This window comes from Dactylosporangium sp. NPDC000244 (assembly GCF_040300725.1).
In the GTDB taxonomy this organism is placed as follows: Bacteria; Actinomycetota; Actinomycetes; order Mycobacteriales; family Micromonosporaceae; genus Dactylosporangium.
The window spans coordinates 192,751-206,509 of the sequence record NZ_JBEPEH010000015.1 but is presented as its reverse complement, the minus strand read 5'-3'; the positions used below and the strand labels follow the sequence as shown (position 1 = coordinate 206,509).

Genomic DNA, 13,759 nt, shown 5'->3' with positions numbered 1-13,759 from the left:
GTCAGTACTCCACATCCTGCGAGCGGCGGCGGATGACCGTCACCTCGTCGCGCTGGTTGCCGGTCGGCCCGAGGTAGTTGAAGGCGAACGACAGCTGCGCGTAGCCGCCCGCGAGGTGCGTGGGCTTGATGAGCAGCCGGGTCAGCGAGTTGTGGATGCCGCCGCGGCGGCCGTTGGTCTCGGTGCGGGGCACGTCGATGAGCCGGTCCTGGGCGTGGTGCATGTAGACGGTGCCCTCGGGCATCCGGTGCGACACGATCGCGCGGGCGACCACGACGCCGTTGCGGTTCACCGCCTCGATCCAGTCGTTGTCGCGCACGCCGATCTTCGCCGCGTCCTCTTTGGACATCCAGATGCTCTGCCCGCCCCGGGACAGCGAGAGCATGAAGAGGTTGTCCTGGTACTCGGAGTGGATCGACCACTTGTTGTGCGGGGTGAGGTACCGCACCGCGATGCCGAGCTCGCCCCGCTCGCCGACGGAGGGCTCGCCGAACAGGGCGTGCATGTTCAGCGGCGGGCGGTACGTCGGCATCCACTCCCCGAGCTCGGCCACCCAGTCGTGGTCGAGGTAGAAGTGCTGCCGCCCGGTGAGCGTGTGCCACGGCTTGAGGCGCTCGACGTTGATGACGAACGGGGAGTACCGCCGCCCGCCCGACTCCGAGCCGGACCACTCCGGGGACGTGATGACCGGCGTCGGGCGGGACTGGGTGTCCGCGAACGTGATCTGCTTGCCCTCGTGCTCGGCCGAGAGGTCCGCCAGCCGCATGCCGGTCTGCCGCTCCAGCTGGCGGAAGCCCTGGGTCGCGAGGTGGCCGTTGGTGGTGCCGGACAGGGCCAGGATCGCCTCGCACGCCTGGACGTCCCGGGCGATCGAGGGCCGCCCGTTGGGCGCGACGCCGTTCTTGTGCCGGAGGTACTCCAGCTCGCGCTCGACCCGGAACGTGACGCCCTTCGTCGTCGCGCCGAGCGTGTCCAGCAGCGGCCCGAGGGACGCCATCTTGTCGGCGATCGCCGCGTAGTCCCGCTCCACCGGGATCAGCTTCGGCATGGTGCGGCCCGGGATCGGCTCGCACTCGCCCGCCTTCCAGTCCACGGCCCGGCCGTGCGGGTAGGCCAGCTCGTCCGGGGTGTCGTGCAGCAGCGGGGCGGCGACGACGTCGGTGCGGGTGCCGAGCCGGTCGGCGGCCAGGGTGCTGAACGCGCGGGCGATGGCCATGAACGCGTCCCAGTCGGTGCGGGTCTGCCAGGGCGGGGCGATGGCCGGGTTGAACGAGTGCACGAAGGGGTGCATGTCGGTGGTGTTGAGGTCGTGCTTCTCGTACCACGTCGCGGCGGGCAGCACCACGTCGGAGTACACCGTCGTCGACGTCATGCGGAAGTCCAGCGACAGCAGCAGGTCCAGCTTCCCGGCCGGGGCCTGCTCCCGCCACACGACATCGCGCGGGCGGGCGCCCGGCGGGGCCTCGGTGGCGCGCACGGCGTGGTCGGTGCCGAGCAGGTGGCGCAGGAAGTACTCGTTGCCCTTGGCCGAGGAGCCGAGCAGGTTCGCCCGCCAGACGGTCAGCACGCGGGGGAAGTTCTCCGGCGCGTCCGGGTCCTCGCAGGCGAAGCGGAGCCGGCCGGCCTTGAGCTCGGCGACGATGTGCTCGGCCACCGGGACCCCGGCCGCGGCCGCCTCGCCGGCGAGGTCGAGCGGGTTGCGGTCGAACTGCGGGAACGACGGCATCCAGCCCATGCGCGCGGAGGCGGCGATGAGGTCGGCGGTGGTCTTGCCCGCGAAGAGCCCCTTGGAGCTCGAGCCCGTCAGCGTCGCGGCGGAGAACGGGTCGTAGCGGTACTGGTCCGTGTGCAGGTACCAGTACGCCGTCTGAATCATCTGGCGGCCCGGGCGCGACCAGTCGGCGGCGGTACCCAGGACGCTGTAGCCGGTGATCGGGCGCACCTTCTCCTGGCCGACGTAGTGGGCCCAGCCGCCGCCGTTGACGCCCTGGCAGCCGGTCAGCGTCGTGAGGGTCAGGAACGAGCGGTAGATGGTGTCGGAGTGGAACCAGTGGTTGGTGCCCGCCCCCATGATGATCATCGAGCGGCCCTTCGACTCCTCCGCGTTGGCGGCGAACTCGCGGGCGACACGGGCCGCGGCGGCCGCGGGCACGCCGGTGATCGTCTCCTGCCAGGCCGGGGTGTACAGCGAGCCGGCGTCGTCGAAGCCGCTCGGCCACTGCCCCGGCAACCCGTCGCGGGCCACCCCGTACTGGGCCAGCAGCAGGTCGTAGACGGTGGTGACGAGGTGCTCGCCGATGCGCCGGGCGGGCACCCCGCGGCGCACGGGCTCGGCCGCGCCGGTGGGCGTGTCGAACCGGGGCAGGCTCACCTCGACCGCGTCGCCGCCCTCGCACGACAGCCGCGGACGCACGTCGCCGAGGTCGAGGTTCCACTTCCCGGCGCCGGTCTCGCCGTAGCGGAAGCCGAGCGAGCCGTTGGGGACGACCGGCATGCCGTCGTCGTCGAGCAGCACGGTCTTGAACGCGGCGTGCTCGGTCCCGGCCAGGGCGCCGGGCAGGTCGGCGGCGGTGAGCATCTTGCCGGGCCGGAAGGTGCCGTCGCCGGCGTCCTCGAGCGCGACGAGGAACGGCAGGTCGGTGTAGCGGCGCACGTAGTCGGTGAAGTACGGCACCTGGCGGTCGACGAAGCACTCCTTCAGCACCACGTGCCCCATCGCCATGGCGAGGGCGCCGTCGGTGCCGGGCTGGGCGGGCAGCCACTCGTCGGCGAACTTGACGTTGTCGGCGTAGTCGGGGGCGACGGCGATGACCTTCTGGCCGCGGTAGCGGGCCTCGGCCATCCAGTGCGCGTCCGGGGTGCGGGTGACCGGCAGGTTGGAGCCCCACATGATCAGGTATCCGGCGTCCCACCAGTCGCCGGACTCGGGCACGTCGGTCTGGTCGCCGAACATCTGGGGCGAGGCGACGGGCAGGTCCGCGTACCAGTCGTAGAACGACAGCATCGCCCCGCCGATGAGGTTGTAGAACCTGGCCCCGGCCGCGTGCGAGACCATCGACATCGCGGGGATGGGCGAGAAGCCGGCCAGGCGGTCGGGGCCGAACTCGGCGATGGTGTGCACGTGCGCGGCCGCGACGAGTTCGACGGCCTCGTCCCAGGTGGCCCGCACGAGGCCGCCCTTGCCCCGGGCGGACTTGTAGCGGCGCGCCTTCTGCGGGTCGGAGACGATGTCGGCCCAGGCCGCGACCGGGTCGCCGCCGTGGGCGGCCTTGGCCTCGCGGTAGAGCTCGAGCAGGACGCCGCGCACGTACGGGTAGCGCACGCGGGTCGGCGAGTAGGTGTACCAGGAGAACGCCGCGCCGCGGGGGCAGCCGCGCGGCTCGTACTCGGGGCGGTCGGGTCCGACGCTCGGGTAGTCGGTCTGCTGGGACTCCCAGGTGATGATGCCGTCCTTGACGTACACCTTCCAGGAGCACGAGCCCGTGCAGTTCACGCCGTGCGTGGAGCGCACCACCTTGTCGTGCGCCCATCGGTCCCGATAGAACACGTCGGCCTGGCGGCCACCGACCTGGCGCAGGGTGCGCAGGTCTTTCGAGACCTCGCCCCGGGTGAAGAAGCGCCTCGTCGACACCAGTGCGTCGGTGAGTCCGTCGTCCAGGCCGGCCACCGTCTCGGCTCCTCTCGTTCGACTGAATCTCACATTAATCCCGAATGGGTACGAACACTGCGAACCCGGCTAGCCCGCCGGCTATCGCTCACACATGGGCCGTGGTCCGGTTGCGGCGAGCGGCCGACTTCGGGGCGCCGGCGTGGGCGACGGCGGTCACGGTCAGCAGCAGCGCGCCGAGCGCGACCACCGCCAGGGCGACCAGGCCCGCGGCGTAGGTGCCGTAGCGCTCGTAGACCACGCCCATCAGCAGCGGCGGGACGAACCCGCCGAGGCCGCCGGCCGCGCCGACCACGCCGGTGACCGAGCCGACCATCTTCTGCGGGGCTCGCTGGGCGACCAGGGCGAAGGTGGCACCGCTGCCGGCGCCGAGCGCGGCGGCCATGGCCAGGAACGCGATGGTGCCGACGGGGGCAAGGCCCGGGGTGAAGGACTGTACGACCGCGCCGACGGTGACGACGCCCAGCGACACGGCGAGCACGCGGGTGGCGGCGATGCGGTCGGAGAGCCAGCCGCCGACCGGGCGCATCACGACGGCGAGCACCACGAAGCCGGCCATCCGGTTGGCGGCGTCGGCCTGGGTCAGCCCGTACGCGGTCTTGAGGTACGCGGGCAGGTAGACGGAGAAGGCGACGTACCCGCCGAACGCGACGGCGTAGAGCACGGCCGCCTGCCCGGTGATGCGCAGCTTCACGGTGGCGGCCAGGCGCTTGCCGAGCGGCTCGGCGGGCACGACCCGGCCGGGGGCGTCGCGCAGCAGCAGCCAGGACACGACGGCGTAGAGGGCCAGCCCGATCGCGCTGACGACGAAGGGGGTCGCGGTGTCGCCCGCGTTGACCAGCTTGACGGTGGTCAGGGCGCTGATCGCGGTGCCGCCCATGCCCGCGCCGAACACACCCACGGCCAGGCCTCGCCGCTGCGGCGGGAACCAGTTGTTCACGAACGGCACGCCCACCGCGAACGCGGTGCCGCCGATGCCGAGGAAGAAGCCGCCGATCAGCAGGCCGGCCAGCGAGCCGTGGCCGGCGAGGCCCAGGTAGAGCACCGGGACGATGGTGGTCAGGGAGACCAGCGGGAACATGATTCGTCCGCCGTACTTGTCCGTGAGCGCCCCCACCGGAATCCGCCCGAGCGAGCCGACGACCACCGGCACCGCGACCAGCAGGGCCTGCTGCAGCGAGCTGAGGTGCAGCGCGTCCTTGAACTTGGGCGCGAGCGGGCTCAGCAGCGCCCAGGCCCAGAAGTTGACCGCGAAACCCGCCGTCGCCAGCGTGAGCATGAGCGCTCGCTGCCGTCCGGTGACTGTCGGCGTCCTGGTTGTGCTCATCGTCGGCCCCCCGTGCGGATCGGTTTCGTTCACCAGTCAGGGTTCCCCGACGCCGCGCGCCTGAACAGGGACGTCGGTCCCGATCCGGCCGGGACGTCCTGGGCGCCGGCACGGCGGGTTTGGCAAGAAGGGCCCGCCGCCCCGCGAAGGGCCGCATCATGGCCTCATGGTGGAGTCCTCTGGGGCGGCCTCCCGGCAGCGGATCGGCATCGGCTGGCCCCTGACCGCGGGCGTGGCGCTCGGCATCGCCGCCTTCTGCGCCGATCTCGTCGACGGCACCCTGCGCACGGTGCTGCAGTTCGTGGCCAGCACCGGCTTCGCCTGGGGCTGCGCCGCGTTCGTGGCCGCTTTCCCGGCCCGCACGCGGCGCGGGGCGGCGGCCGCCGCGGTCATCGTGCTGTGCACCGCGACCGGCTGCTACTACTGGCTCAACCTACCCGGCGGCCTGCGCCCAGGAGGGGAGTTCGGGCCGCTGCTGCGGGCCTTCGGCTACTGGATGCTGCTGTCCGTCGCCGGCGGCGCCCCGCTCGGCGCGCTCGCCCACGCCGTGCGCGCCGACGGGGCCCGCCGCGCCGCGATCGCCGCCGGCATCGCGTGCGGGCTGCTCGCCGGGGCCGGGATCGCGATCGCCGTCACGCCGCTGTTCACCGGCGACCCGCTCCGCGGCGGGACCGCCGAGGGCGCGCTGCAGGCCGCGGCGGGCATCACGGTGGCCACCTGGTCCTTCGCCCGCCGCCGGGGGCCGCGGGCCTGGCCGGTCTACGGGATCGCCGCGCTCGCCGCGTGCACGGCGGGCGCCCTGGCCTGGAGCGCCGTGGAGGCCGTGCCCGTGATGGGCTTCTAAGCCCTGTCCTCGGCGAGCCCCTCGCGGACGGTGGTCACCGCGGCCACCACGCGATCCAGCTCGTGCCGCAGCTCGTCCAGCGCCCGCGTCGCGTCGTCCGGAAGCCCGCCGCGGGCCCGGGTCTCGAACTCGCCGCTGAGCCGGGCCAGCACGGCCGCGCCGACGTTGCCCGCGGCGCCGGTGAGGGTGTGCGCGGCGCCGACGGCGGCGGCCGAGTCGCCGTGGCCGACGGCGTCGGCGAGCCGGACGAGGGTGTCCGGGGCCTTGGCGCAGAAGGAGCCGAGCACCCGCCCGACCAGCTCCAGTTCCTGCGGCGAGGGATCGTCGTCGGTGAGCTCGCGAATCCGGGCCCGGATGCCGTCCTCGAGCCCGTCCGGCTCCGCCGCCGGGGCGGGCCCCGCGACGGTCTGCGTGCTGGTGAACGCGGACAGCACCGCGGCCAGGTCGGTCGGGCGCATCGGCTTGGTGAGGAAGTCGTCCATCCCGGCCGCCTCGCACGCGGCCCGGTCCTCGATGAGCGCGCTCGCGGTCAGCGCGATGATGTGCGGCCGCGCGGCGGGCGGCAGCTCGGAGCGGATGCGCCGGGTGGCGTCGAGGCCGTCGAGCACCGGCATCTGCACGTCCATGAGCACGACGTCGTAGCGCACCCGGCGCACCGCGTCGAGCGCCTCCGCGCCGTTGGCGGCCACGTCGGCGCGGTGGCCGAGCTTGGCCAGCATCATCGTGGCGACGGTCTGGTTCACCTGGTTGTCCTCGGCGACCAGGATGCGCAGGGGGTGCACCGGCGGTACCGCCGCCGGATCCTCGGCCGCGGAGGACTCCGTCGGCCCGTTGAGGACGCGGTCCAGCGCGGCCTGCAGTGCCGCCGCGCGCACGGGCTTGGTGAGCACCGCCGCGAAGCCGGGCGGCCGGGGCGCGTCGACGGTGCTGAGCAGGATGCTCGGCCCGCCGAACGCCGCGGACCGGCCATCGGTCAGCACGACGTCGGCGGCCGACGCGTCCGGCACGCAGTCCATGCCCCACTGCGTGAGCTGGGCGCACAGCACCCGGCGCAGCGTGGCGTTGCCGGACAGCACGAGCGCGCGGCGCCCGCCGAGGTCAGCGGCCACCGCCGGCGGCGCGGTCGCCGAGATCCTCAGCAGCGCGGTGAGCGTGAACGTGGAGCCCTCGCCGGGCCGGCTCACCACCGTGAGGTCGCCGCCCATGGCCCGGGCGAGCCGGCGGCTGATCGCGAGGCCGAGGCCGGTTCCGCCGTACGTCCGCGTCGTCGACGCGTCCACCTGGCTGAACGAGCGGAAGAGCCGGTCCATGCGCTCCGGCGGGATGCCGATCCCGGTGTCCGCGACCGCCAGTGCCACCCGGACGCGGTCCCCGGCGAGCGCGAACGACCCGGTCACGACGATCTCGCCGCTGGAGGTGAACTTCACCGCGTTGGAGAGCAGGTTCACCAGCACCTGCCGCAGCCGGGTCACGTCACCGCACAGCGGCGGGCTCTCGGCCACGTCGGCGACGAGTTCGAGACCCTTGCCGGCCGCGGGCACCGCCACCAGCGCGAGCGCGCTGTCGACGCACTCCCGCAGGTCGAACACGGCGTCCTCGAGCTCCAGCTGCCCCGCCTCGATCTTGGAGAAGTCGAGGATGTCGTTGATGATCGCCAGCAGCGCCTCGCCGCTGTCGCGCACGGTCGCGGCGAGCTCGCGCTGCTCCGCGCTCAGGTCGGTGTCCAGCAGCAGCCCGGTCATGCCGATGACGGCGTTCATCGGGGTGCGGATCTCGTGGCTCATGGTGGCCAGGAACGCGGACTTGGCCTGGGTGGCGGCCATCGCCTCGTCGCGCGCGTGCAGCACGACCCGGGTCGCCTCGTCGACCGCGTCGGCCATCTCCGCGAGCTCCGCCGGCCCGCGCACGGCCTCCCCGCCCGCCACGGGCGCGACCACCTCGCCGGTGGCGACCCGGCGGGCGGCGGCGGTCACGGCGGCGATCGGGCGGGACACCTGCCGGGTCACCCACCAGGCGCCCAGCGCGGCCAGCACGGCGGTGAGCAGGGCGCCGCCGAGGATGGAGCGGCGGGTCGCGATCGCCGCGGCCGCCGTCTCGCGCTGGTCGGCGGCGAGCCGGACCTGCTGGGCGGTGCGCATCCGGCTCAGCCCGCTCTCGATGGCGGCCATGTCGGCGGCGCCACGGTCGGTGTCGACGACCCGCTGCGCGGCCGCGAAGCCCTCGGTGCGCCGCAGGTCGATCGTGTCGGCGAGCTCGCTCAGCTTGTCCTCGACCCGGCCGCGCACCTGCGCGAGAGTCGCGTCGCCCGCGGTCCGGGCCGCCAGCCGGTCCAGCGTGCCCGGGATGGCGGCGACCGCGGTCGTGTACGGCTCCAGGTAGCGCTCGTTGCCCGTGATCACGTAGCCGCGCTGGCCGCGCTCGGCGTTCTGCAGCTCCTCGCGCAGCGCGTCGATGTCGTCGATGACCGCGTGGCCGGCCTCGACCGCGGCCCGGGCGTCGAGCAGCGTGCCGATGCGCACGTACGCGGCCGCGCCGACGACCAGCAGCCCGCCGATGGCCAGCAGGTACCCGGCGGCGAGCAGGCGCGCCACCGTCCATCCGCCGGTCCGAGGTCTCATCCACTCGGCTCATCGCCCGGATACGGCGCGAGTTTTGTTTTATCGGGGCAGTTTCAGGCGCAGCAGCGCCCCGCCGGCCGGAGACTCCTCGACCGTCAGGGTGCCCCCGTGCGCGGTCACGATGTCGCGGGCGATGGGCAGCCCGAGCCCCGTCCCGCCGCCAGTGCGCGAGCGATCCTCGTCGAGGCGGACGAACCGGTCGAAGACCCGGTCCCGGTCCGCGGGGGCGATGCCCGGCCCGTCGTCGGACACCGTGATTTCGGCGGTACCGTCGTGAGCCTCCACCGTCACCTCCACCGCCTCCCGCGCGTGCCGGGCCGCGTTGTCGAGCAGGTTGCGCAGCACGCGCTGGAGGTGGTGCGGGTCGCCGCTCACCCGCACGGGGGCCGAGCGCGCGGTGACCCGGAGCCCGGGCCGCTCGGCGATGAGCCGCTCCCGCTCGAGGTAGACGAGATCGTCGAGGTCGACGTCCTCCCGCCGCAGCTGCAGCCCCTTCTCGTCCACCCGCGCCAGCAGGAGCAGGTCGGAGATGAGCCGGGCCATCCGGTCGCTCTCCCGCCGCATCCGCACCACGTGCGGCCCGTCCCCGAGCAGGTCCAGCCCCGCGAGCACGGTGGACAGCGGGCTGCGCAGCTCGTGCGAGGCGTCGGCCACGAACCGGCGCTGCGCCGCCGTGGCGGACTCGATGCGGTCGAGCATCCCGTTCATGGTCGCGGCCAGCGCGGCGATCTCGTCACCGGTCGGCGGCAGGGGCAGCCGCGTGTGCAGGTTCCGCCCGGTGATCGTCTCCGCCTGCCGGCGCATCGCGTCGACCGGCCGCAGGGAGCGCCCCACGAACAGGAACGTCGCGATGCCCACGATCACGGTCAGCAGCGGCAGCCCGACGGCCAGGGCCCCGATCGCGGCCTCGGTGCCGTCGTCGATCTCGTCGATGGACTGCCCCACGAGCACCGTGCGCGGCCCCGCGTCCGAGTCCACGCCGAGCGCGGTGATCCGGAAGTACTCGTCGTGCGCCACCGCCAGCCGGCGCTGCTCCCGCCTGGTCTGCCCCGGCTCCGGGCGCAGCGACGAGATCGGCTGGGCCCCGGCGATGAGCACGGAGGCGCGCAGCACCCGGCCGTCGGCGCCGAGCACCTGCACGACGGTGCGGTCCCGCAGCGAGGGCCGCATGACGGCGGCGAGCGCGGCGTCGTCGTCGAGCGCGCCGGCCACCTGGGCGGCCCGGTCGCTCGTATCCTGGTCGACGTTGCCGGTGAGAATGAGCCGCGCGGCGATCACGAACGCGACACCGGTGAGCACGGACGCGACGGCGACGACGGCGGCGGCCGCGAGCGCGGAGCGCATGCGCACCCCGAGCCGCTGCCGAATCCGCCCCGCGAGCCCCGCCACGGGCCCGACGGTACCCCGAGCCCGGCACGGATCCGCGCATCGGCCTCCGCCCGCGCCACTCGGCGTGCTTGTCTCCGCGCTCGTCTGCCTCTTTACCGCCGCGCTTTGTCGCAGTGCTTGTTTGTCTGGCTCCGTTCGTGTGAACGGGGTTCTGGCGCGCTTTCCGTGAAGCCTGGACGGTCAAGCGGGCTTGAGGAATGTCGGGTGAGGTCTGCTCGCCGCACCGTTTGAGGCCGAGTGCTCAGGACGCCAGCAACTCTGTAACCAGCTGCCGCTCGGTCGCTGAGAGCGCGAACGGGCTGGCCGGGTTGCGCGGTGCGTAGTCCATGTCGGGCACGCCTGCTACCCACGGCACGTGTCCCCAGAACACAACCTCGTCGGAGACGGCCAGCGCGGCCAGCTTCGCGGTGTCGCCCGTGGCTCCCAGCGTCCGCATCGCATCCGAGAGCGCCGACACCGCGTCCGGCGTGTCGGCCGCCTCGTCACCGAACGCCGGCGCGAGCAGTAGCAAGGTCTGCGCTCGCCGGACCCGGTCGGGCTGCCGGTCGGCGACGGCGACCAGCTCCGGCCAGGACAGCCCAGGTCCGCGCTGGTGCCCTTCCAGACCGGCGATCTCGATGACCTTCCGGCCGGATCCGGGCAGGACGAGGTAGTCCACCCCGCCGTCGTCGGCGAAGTTACGGAACACCACCGCGAGCTCGGCATCGCCGCGAAGCTCGATCCGGAACACCGGCCACGCTCGGGGGGCGTAAAGATCGTTCATTCGTTCGGTCACAACCGCTTCCGGCACGCCCCATGCCCGCGACAGCAAGTCATCATCGTCGATGAACTGCTCCCGCCAGTGCGCCGCCCAGAAGCCGGGCCGCTCGGCGAGGTGCCACCCGTCGACGGCGAGCGCCGCGACGTCCACATCGTCCGGGAACGCGTCCGCGTAACCAGGAAGGATCATCGGAGCAGGATAGCCGAAGGGGGCCGCGGCCACAGGTGACGCGTCTTCCCGCACGTTCGGCGAACGTCTTCGCCCGACAATCCGTGTTGCCGCAGAAGAATCGGCGCACCCACAACAAGATCCGGAATGGTCGGCCGAGTCGGTGACTGACGCTCGAGCGGCGATCGACCATATGGGCGATTGATCGTCTTCGGTCGATATCGCATCTGAGCCAGACTTCGACAACCGCCGAACGACTGACGTGCCGCGGTTCGTGCGCGGCGGCCAGGACGGCCCTCACGCTCCGTACCGCCCGCGCTCCGGATGCGGATGATGTTCGCGGCATCAATCTCAAGGCCGGCGGATCATGAGGCCGGCGGTGGTAAAGGCTGCCGATCGCCACCCGGGTCCCACCAGCGGCCATTGAATCCGTAATAGATCCCCGTAGCCCAATCAGCAGGTTCGTCGTGGTAGGCAAGGCTGTTACCGACGATCCATACACGAGGAACATCACCGTCCGGACTCCCCGGCTCAGACCAGTGCCGATTGATACGGGCTACCGCCTCGGTCCGGGAGATGCCGAAGGCGTGCATCATCTTGTCGGCTACGTCCTCACAGAACTCGCGAGCTTCATCGTCACCGGCACAGGGAAACGCGCCGTGCGGGCGAAGGACCGACCGATGCACGAGATATGCGATCTCGCCGGCGTGGGCGACACCCGAGGGCAGCGTGCGCATGCGAACGCTGCCCTCGAGATCCTCTTCATCGAGGTCGTACCCGGCAAGCAGGCGAGTCAAGTGCTCCCGCAGACCGATCGACTCGTAGCCGTCGTACTCGTCTGTCGACACCTTCACATCATCCGACCTGCTCGGTGCAGCGGCACCACAGGCCATCCGACAAGTAGCCGCGATCCGCGGCCTTGCGCGGACTGCGCCAGCCGCCCCCATCACGGGCCGTAGTCGGCGGTGCCTCTTGAATCAAGCGCCGCGCTGGGTGCCTCGACCCGCGTTGGGCTTGCCGCATCCCGGTCCGTCTACATGGATGGGTTCCGAACTCACGAACACAAGAACCGGACGACGGCTGGTGGGACCCAAGCTCACCGAAAACCGGGTCCCGTTGTCACGGACGAAGCGCATTTGTCTCTGCGCTCTGCCTCTGTGCTTGGTTGCCTCTGCGCACCCGGCTCTCGGTGACTGCTGCGGGACCGGTCAGCTGAGCACGGCGGACGGCGAGCGGCGAGGGGTGGCCGGCGGCGCGTCCTCCTGTACCGGGACGCCGATACGCATCGCGACGGCTGGGTTACCGACCCCGCCGAGCAGCCCCCGCAGCGCGTTGCGCACGCCCGCCACCTCGACGACCTCGCTGATCGGCGACGCGGCCAGCCCCCGCGCGGTGAGCGTGAGCCACACGTCGGAGAGCGCCTCCCCGGCCGCCAGCCAGTCCCGGGCCTCATCACCGTCGGTGACGAAGAGTGCGTACACGGTGCCCCGGTCGCTCCCCGGCCCGGCCGCCAGTCCCGCCTTGAGCGCGAAGTCCCGCGGCGCGACCGTGCGCCGGGTGGTCGCCACGACACTCTGGGTCGTGACGCCGTCCCCGTGGGCCCGGTTGGTCCAGGCCCGCAGGTCGGCCCGGAACCGCGGATCCTCCCGCTCGACCTCCCCGGCGTGGGCGACCGCGCCCGCGAACGCCGTGACCTGATCGTCCCGCACGATCTGCAGGTGCACCCCGTGCCGCCCCGCCGCCGCCCGCAGCTCGTCCAGCACCGCGTCGGCGGGCCGCTCGTCGCCGAACGGCCGCCGGTCCGTGTGCCGCCACTCGATCGCCGCGGCCAGCTCACCGTCAAGACCCCGATCGCCACCACGCACACCCACCGCGGCCAGCTCACCGTCAGGACCCGGATCGCCACCGCCCACACCCGCCGCCGCCGATTCACCGTCACGAACCAGATCGCCACCACGCACACCCACCGCGGCCGGGTCACCGTCGCGGCCCGGGTGTGCAGCGGCCGGCCCCGGAGCCTCGCCGCGGCCGCGATCGCCGGTGCTCGCGTTCGCCTCCGAGACGTGGCCGGGGCGGGCCGGGCCGCGACCGAACCGCGCGACGAGATCCGGCCGGTCGGTGTCGGGCAGCCGGTCGACGGCCGCCTCGTACCCGGCCGCGTGCAGCGTCACGACCGCGTGGTGCAGCGCGGCGCCGCAGCTCAGCATGAGCAGCCGCCCGTCGGGGTCCAGCCCGGTGAGCTGCCGCGACCGGTCGGCCCACAGCTCGGCGTGGTCCCCGGCCAGCCGCCACCGCCAGGGCTGGCTGTTGAGGATCGAGGGGGCCCGCAGCGCCGCGACGGACGCCTCGGCCACGAGATCGAGCTCGGCGCGAAGGTTGCGGTTCATAGCGGTCTCCTCAGGCGGGGCGCTTCCGGTGTTCATCCAACGGTCGCCCGGACCCGCGCCGCCGGGCAGGGCCGGAAGTCACTGATTCCCCGGGATCTCCCACGCGAATGCCCGATTCATCCCCCTCCCGCGGGGTTCGTCCCGGCCAGCTGGAAGCCGTTGACCAGGTCGCACTCGATGCCGATCACGCAGTTCATCGGCTCGTCGACCCAGGGTCGCAGCGCCTCCTCGTAGCGCCGCAGCCGCTCCTCGTCCATGACCAGCCGCGCGGTCCCGGTCACCACGACGCTCCAGCCGGTGTGCGTGCCGGCGTCGATCTCGTCGGCCTCGTACGCGACGACGAGCGACCCGTGCGCCGTCGCGGCCGACGCCAGCCCGCCGCCGAGGCTGCTGCGGATCACGATCGTCTCCCCGTCGAGCAGGTGGTTGACCGGCCGGATCGCGGGCAGCGCCCGGTCGGTGAACACCACGCGCCCCACGGCCACCGAGCCGAGCAGTTCAAGACACCGCCGCCGCCCCAGCGCTCGCATCGACCCCATCGCCATCGCCTCCCTCCGAAGCCACTGTCAACGCATGCGCCCCGGCGCCGCACGCGACGA

Annotated in this window: 9 protein-coding genes; 1 reads left to right on the top strand and 8 read right to left on the bottom strand. The window is 72.9% G+C overall.

From position 1 onward, the window contains the following. Nucleotide 1: 1 nt before the first annotated feature. Together ABT369_RS22780 and ABT369_RS22775 are read right to left on the bottom strand one after the other, a co-directional pair. Nucleotides 2-3,667, bottom strand: a complete 3,666-nt coding sequence (locus ABT369_RS22780) for a nitrate reductase subunit alpha (RefSeq protein WP_502891807.1) — start codon at nt 3,665-3,667, stop codon at nt 2-4. Nucleotides 3,668-3,755: 88 nt separating this feature from the next. After that, on the bottom strand, nt 3,756-4,994 hold the full coding sequence (locus ABT369_RS22775; protein ID WP_350614659.1) for an MFS transporter: 1,239 nt from the start codon (nt 4,992-4,994) through the stop codon (nt 3,756-3,758). A 166-nt stretch (nt 4,995-5,160) separates the two neighbouring features. On the opposite strand from ABT369_RS22775, the gene ABT369_RS22770 reads away from it, so the two are divergent. Next, nucleotides 5,161-5,838 (top strand): DUF6518 family protein, encoded by a 678-nt coding sequence (locus ABT369_RS22770; protein WP_350614657.1) that lies wholly within the window; start codon nt 5,161-5,163, stop codon nt 5,836-5,838. On the opposite strand, the gene ABT369_RS22765 is transcribed toward ABT369_RS22770, so the two are convergent. The 6 genes from ABT369_RS22765 to ABT369_RS22740 all read right to left on the bottom strand — a co-directional run bounded on the left by ABT369_RS22765 (nt 5,835) and on the right by ABT369_RS22740 (nt 13,699). Further along, a complete protein-coding gene (locus tag ABT369_RS22765) occupies nt 5,835-8,456 on the bottom strand; it encodes an ATP-binding protein (RefSeq protein WP_350614654.1) in 2,622 nt (873 codons plus the stop codon). The genes ABT369_RS22770 and ABT369_RS22765 overlap by 4 nt on opposite strands. A 39-nt stretch (nt 8,457-8,495) precedes the next feature. Next, complete coding sequence (locus tag ABT369_RS22760; RefSeq protein ID WP_350614652.1) at nt 8,496-9,845, bottom strand: sensor histidine kinase; 1,350 nt, start codon at nt 9,843-9,845, stop codon at nt 8,496-8,498. 241 nt (nt 9,846-10,086) lie between these two features. After that, nucleotides 10,087-10,848, bottom strand: a complete 762-nt coding sequence (locus ABT369_RS22755; protein ID WP_350614650.1) for a hypothetical protein — start codon at nt 10,846-10,848, stop codon at nt 10,087-10,089. Between the two features lie 290 nt (nt 10,849-11,138). Beyond that, nucleotides 11,139-11,621, bottom strand: coding sequence for a hypothetical protein (locus tag ABT369_RS22750; RefSeq protein ID WP_350614648.1), 483 nt, complete (start codon nt 11,619-11,621; stop codon nt 11,139-11,141). Nucleotides 11,622-11,981: 360 nt separating this feature from the next. Beyond that, a complete protein-coding gene (locus ABT369_RS22745) occupies nt 11,982-13,160 on the bottom strand; it encodes a nitroreductase family protein (RefSeq protein WP_350614646.1) in 1,179 nt (392 codons plus the stop codon). Nucleotides 13,161-13,276: 116 nt separating this feature from the next. Continuing rightward, nucleotides 13,277-13,699, bottom strand: coding sequence for a pyridoxamine 5'-phosphate oxidase family protein (locus tag ABT369_RS22740; RefSeq protein WP_350614644.1), 423 nt, complete (start codon nt 13,697-13,699; stop codon nt 13,277-13,279). Nucleotides 13,700-13,759: the final 60 nt, after the last annotated feature.